Below are 3,302 nucleotides of genomic sequence, written 5' to 3' on the forward strand. Positions count from 1 at the left end.
ACGAGGGTCGCCGATGCGGACGGCGCGCGCTCACCACCGAGCTCGGCCGAGAGCGCGGCCATGAACTCCCCTTCGAGGAAGCGATCGCCCTCGGCCAACCGCCACTGGCCTTGCTGGTCGCGCACGACACGGCGCTGAGCGACGAACACCTCGCTCGTATCCGGCTGGACACCCTGTTCGAGCCGGATCAGATAACGATCGGCCACGCTAGCCGCCGTTCGATCGACCACCGAAGGCGCAAACAAGCCGCGTGTCACTGGCGGAGCGCTGAAAAGCCAAGCGGTCTCCATGATGCCGAGACGAGGGTCGGTGTGTGCCAACTCCAGTTCGCGCTCCTTGATGAACTGTTCTATCCAGTTCCATACGACGCGGGGCGGAGCCTCCACTTCCAACCAACGCTCATGCCCGTTCCAATGCAGCGTGACCTTATCCGAGCGGGGCAGGACAGCCTCGCTGGTGCTCTGCTGCTGCCCACTCGGCGGACTTGTCTTTGCCTCGTCGGGAATGGCCATCGTCGTGGAGCTATGCTGTGGCGTGAGATCCGGCGGCAACGTCAGCGGTCCCTTCGGGGACGCAGCGGAATCGGGATCCTTGCCGAACATGCAACCTGTCGCCAGCACGCTGAGCGCGGCAAGCACAACGAAGACGAGCCGTGGCATGGCCAAATCGTGGTTTCCGTTCAGAGCACGCCGGCGAGCTTCATTGCTTGCAGGACGCTTTCGTGATGGTGATCGGACAAGGGCGTCATCGGCAGGCGGATCCCCTGCCCGGCGAAACCAAGCCGATGTACGGCCCATTTCACGGGGATGGGGTTGGTCTCCACGAACAGCGTCTTGTGCAACGCCGCCAGTCGGGCATCGATACGCTCGGCTTCCTCCGAATCGCCGGAAAGTGCGGCGCGACACATCTCGTGCATAAGCTTCGGCGCGACATTGGCGGTGACCGAGATCGCCCCCTTGCCGCCGGCCAGTATGATCTCGAGATCTTTCACGTCCTCGCCGCAGTAGATATCGAGCAGTCCATCGCAACGCTCCAATAGCTCGCGAACGCGCTCGACACTGCCGGAGGCTTCCTTAATGCCCACGATGTTCGATATCTCGGCCAGCCGCGCCACCGTATCCGGCAGGAGGTCACAGGCCGTGCGCCCAGGCACATTGTAGAGGATCTGCGGCAGCGGCACAGCGTCGGCCACGGCCTGGAAGTGCCGGAACATCCCTTCCTGCGTGGGCTTGTTGTAATAAGGCGTCACCAGCAACGCCGCGTCGCAACCACCTTCCATCGCGCAGCGGGTGAGCTTGATGGCCTCCCAGGTGGAATTGGAACCGGTACCGCCGATGACCGGTATTCTCCCGTGAGCCATCTCGACGATTCGGCGCATGACATGACAATGCTCGTCATAGTCGAGCGTCGCCGACTCGCCCGTCGTGCCGACCGCTACGATCGCATCACTTCCCTGCTCGATGTGGAACTCGACCAAGCGCTGCAGGGCCTTTTCGTCTATGCTCCCGTCATCGTGCATCGGCGTGACAAGCGCTACCATGCTGCCATGGAACATAGACCTCTCTCCGAGCCGTATCCGATTGCGGAATACTACTTGCCCACCCGAGACCTCGCAACTGCCGCCGGGCCTCCCGCGCGCAAGCGCGCCCGCTTGCGGAATCTCGCGCACACCAGCAAACGCCGCTTCCGCCGCTATCTCGTTGTCCCGCGGCAGCGACTAACCGGTGGCGCGATCATGCTACACTCATCTACGTTTGATTTATTTGGGTAGCTGCATCGGCTATTCACTCGGATAAGGCATGCATAACAATCTTTTGGTGATCTCGGCGCTTGGCGAGGATCGCCCCGGCATCGTCAACGAACTCTCCCGGATCATCGCCGAGAACGGTTGCAACATCGAAGACAGCCGCATGACCGTCCTCGGCGGTGAATTCGCGATCATCCTGCTGGCCGAGGGCCGCTGGAACAAGCTGGCCAAGTTGGAGGCGGCGCTGCCCGGTCTGGGCCGCAAGCTCGGGCTGACCGTCAACTCCAAGCGCACCACACCGGCCCCGCGCGAGGGCAATCTGTTGCCCTACTCCGTCGAGGTGGTCGCCATCGATCACCCCGGCATCGTCCATCAACTGGCGAGCTTTTTCTCATCGCGTGAGATCAGCATCCGGGATATGGCCACGACCAGCTATGCCGCCGCGCACACCGGCACACCGATGTTCTCCGTGCACATCACCGTGGACGTCCCGGCCACGGTCCACATCGCCCGCCTGCGTGAAGAGTTCATGGATTTCTGCGATCAGCTCAATCTGGATGCTGTTATCGAGCCCGTCAAAGGCTGAGGCGGGCGCATAAGCAAACTCCCGTGCAAACGAGATGCACCGTGGGGGCGTCTTTCAAAAGACGCCTCGGCGAATCGCCTGAAAACACGGCCTGATAGAGGAGACCGATTATGGATGAGATTCGCGTCGGCGCAGCCGTGCCCGACTTCGAGCTCCCCGCCATGGGCGGCCGGACGCTGCGACTGTCCGAGCTTCGCGGCCGTAACGTGCTGCTCTATTTTTATCCCAAGGCGGACACCCCCGGCTGCACGCAGGAAGGCGAGGATTTCCGCGACCGCCACGCCGATTTCGAGGCGGCCAACACCGTGATTGTCGGCGTTTCGCGCGACGGCTTGAAAGCGCAGCAGAATTTCAAGGAAAAATACGCCTTTCCTTTCGATTTGCTCAGTGACACGCAGGAGGAGGTCTGCGAACGCTTCGGCGTGCTCAAGGAGAAAACCCGATTCGGGCGCAAATCGATCGGGGTGGAGCGCAGCACGTTCCTGATCGACACTTCCGGCGTCCTGCGCCGTGAATGGCGCGGCGTCACGGTACGCGGCCACGCCGATGAAGCCTTGCACGCCGCGAAAGCGCTCACTGCCTGATCGGCCATCGGCCCCGATGGGTTGAAGCATGCCTACGAGACCTACCCACGGACAGCGCGCTTTCGTGCTCGACACCTCGGTACTGATGCACGACCCGGCCGCGCTTTTCCGTTTCCAGGAACACGCCATTTTCCTGCCAATGGCCGTGCTGCAGGCCCTCGATGCCGCTCAGAAGGGGGTCTCGGAGGAAGCCCGCACCGTGCGACAAGCGAGTGGCGGTGTGGACGAGCTGCTGGCACGGGCCAAGCCCGGCGCGATCGAATCCGGGCTGGTGCTGTCCAAGACGCGGGTGCATGGCGCGGCGGGCGGCCGACGGTAGTTTCTCGGGCCGGGTGGATCGCCCTCACCCCGCGGCGGGGCTGGACTCCGCGCCGGGGCCCGCCCG

The 3,302-nt window shown here is 63.2% G+C and carries 3 protein-coding genes and 2 pseudogenes; 3 read left to right on the forward strand and 2 right to left on the reverse strand.

What is annotated here, in order from left to right; genetic code table 11:
* Window positions 1–659: pseudogene (locus AC52Q4_RS11025) on the reverse strand (hypothetical protein); the annotation flags it as partial.
* Between the two features lie 20 nt (window positions 660–679).
* Window positions 680–1,555, reverse strand: coding sequence for a 4-hydroxy-tetrahydrodipicolinate synthase (gene dapA / locus AC52Q4_RS11030; RefSeq protein ID WP_495536847.1), 876 nt, complete (start codon window positions 1,553–1,555; stop codon window positions 680–682).
* A gap of 244 nt (window positions 1,556–1,799) precedes the next feature.
* On the opposite strand from dapA, the gene AC52Q4_RS11035 reads away from it, so the two are divergent.
* The 3 genes and pseudogenes from AC52Q4_RS11035 to AC52Q4_RS11045 all read left to right on the forward strand — a co-directional run.
* Window positions 1,800–2,333 (forward strand): glycine cleavage system transcriptional repressor, encoded by a 534-nt coding sequence (locus AC52Q4_RS11035; RefSeq protein WP_495536848.1) that lies wholly within the window; start codon window positions 1,800–1,802, stop codon window positions 2,331–2,333.
* 110 nt (window positions 2,334–2,443) lie between these two features.
* On the forward strand, window positions 2,444–2,917 hold the full coding sequence (locus tag AC52Q4_RS11040; RefSeq protein WP_495536849.1) for a peroxiredoxin: 474 nt from the start codon (window positions 2,444–2,446) through the stop codon (window positions 2,915–2,917).
* 28 nt (window positions 2,918–2,945) lie between these two features.
* A pseudogene (locus AC52Q4_RS11045) lies at window positions 2,946–3,203 on the forward strand (PIN domain-containing protein); the annotation flags it as partial.
* Window positions 3,204–3,302 lie beyond the last annotated feature (99 nt).

The sequence above is a fragment of the Nitrococcus sp. genome (genome assembly GCF_059432795.1).

Excerpts from the sequence above, each read along its gene's own strand:
- AC52Q4_RS11040 (WP_495536849.1), top strand. The coding sequence starts at position 2,444 with ATGGATGAGATTCGCGTCGGCGCAGCCGTGCCCGACTTCGAGCTCCCC.
- dapA (WP_495536847.1), bottom strand. The coding sequence starts at position 1,555 with ATGTTCCATGGCAGCATGGTAGCGCTTGTCACGCCGATGCACGATGAC.
- AC52Q4_RS11035 (WP_495536848.1), top strand. The coding sequence starts at position 1,800 with ATGCATAACAATCTTTTGGTGATCTCGGCGCTTGGCGAGGATCGCCCC.